Below are 1,313 nucleotides of genomic sequence, written 5' to 3' on the forward strand. Positions count from 1 at the left end.
CGACCTATCTGGTTGCTCACTAGTCGGCGGTGAAACTGCTGAAATGCCCGGCATGTACGAAGGCGAAGATTATGACTTGGCTGGTTTTTGCGTTGGCATTGCTGAGAAGTCTGAGATTATAGATGGCACCAAAGTTAAGGCTGGCGACAAGTTAATTGGCCTCGCTTCTTCAGGTCCACACTCGAATGGCTACTCTTTAATTCGCAAGATTATAGAAGTATCAAACGCTGACCTAAACCAGGAAATTGGCGATACCGACCTAAAATCGGCCTTGCTTGAGCCAACAAAGATTTACGTTAAATCTCTTCTTAAATTGATCAAAGAAGGTGAGGTGCATGCCCTTTCACATATCACGGGCGGTGGCTTACTTGAGAATATTCCTCGCGTAATACCTGAAGGAACTAAAGCAGTCATCGAGACCCAGAGCTGGGAATTGCCTGAAGTATTCAAATGGCTTCAATCAGCAGGTAACGTAAATCCTGTTGAAATGTATCGCACCTTCAACTGCGGTGTTGGCATGATCATCGCCGTTCCAGCCGGTTCAGAAGAATCAGCCATCAAGCTTTTAGAAGCTGAAGGCGAAAGTGCTTGGGTAATTGGTGAAATTGCCGACACATCTTCCGACGAAGAGCAAGTCCAACTAAATGGACTAGGCGCTTAGTAATGGAAGGACGAGATCCTGTTGTCGTTGTTTTGATATCGGGTAGCGGCAGCAACCTTCAAGCCTTAATCGACGCCTATCAACGTGAAGAAATCCCTGGAAAGATCAGCGCTGTTATTTCCAATAAGCCCCATGCTAAGGGCCTAGAGCGAGCTAAGAAAGCTGAGATTGATACTCATGTCATCGAACATCAAAAATTCGCTCAACGAGAGATTTTTGATGCAGAGCTGATTAAGACGATTGAGAAGCATCAACCGGATCTCGTGGTATTAGCGGGCTTTATGCGTATCTTAACCGATGATTTTGTCCGCCGTTTTGAAGGAAGAATGCTCAACATTCACCCCTCTCTTCTGCCTAAATATCCCGGCCTACATACTCATAAGCGTGCGCTTGAAGCAAAAGACAAAGAGCACGGCGTGAGTGTTCACTTTGTTACCGCTGAGCTTGATAGCGGCCCGAACATCATCCAGGCTATTGTACCAGTCTTAAATCAGGATACTGAAGAAACACTTGCCACCCGAGTACTTGAAAAGGAACACATCATTTACCCCATTGCGGTTAAGTGGTTTATCGATGGACGTCTTGAAATGAAAGATGGCCAAGCCTATCTGGATGGCGAGCAGTTGCCCGAAAGCGGCCTTAAGCTAGAGAT

The 1,313-nt window shown here is 46.2% G+C and carries 2 protein-coding genes; both read left to right on the forward strand.

All coding sequences use genetic code 11. The features are described from left to right. A partial coding sequence (gene purM, locus A3756_RS13175) for a phosphoribosylformylglycinamidine cyclo-ligase (RefSeq protein ID WP_068553666.1) occupies positions 1–661 on the forward strand: 661 nt, incomplete at its 5' end. A gap of 2 nt (positions 662–663) precedes the next feature. Continuing rightward, positions 664–1,313: phosphoribosylglycinamide formyltransferase (gene purN, locus A3756_RS13180; RefSeq protein ID WP_068553667.1), on the forward strand; the 650-nt coding region annotated here is incomplete at its 3' end.

The organism is Oleiphilus sp. HI0086, from assembly GCF_001635225.1.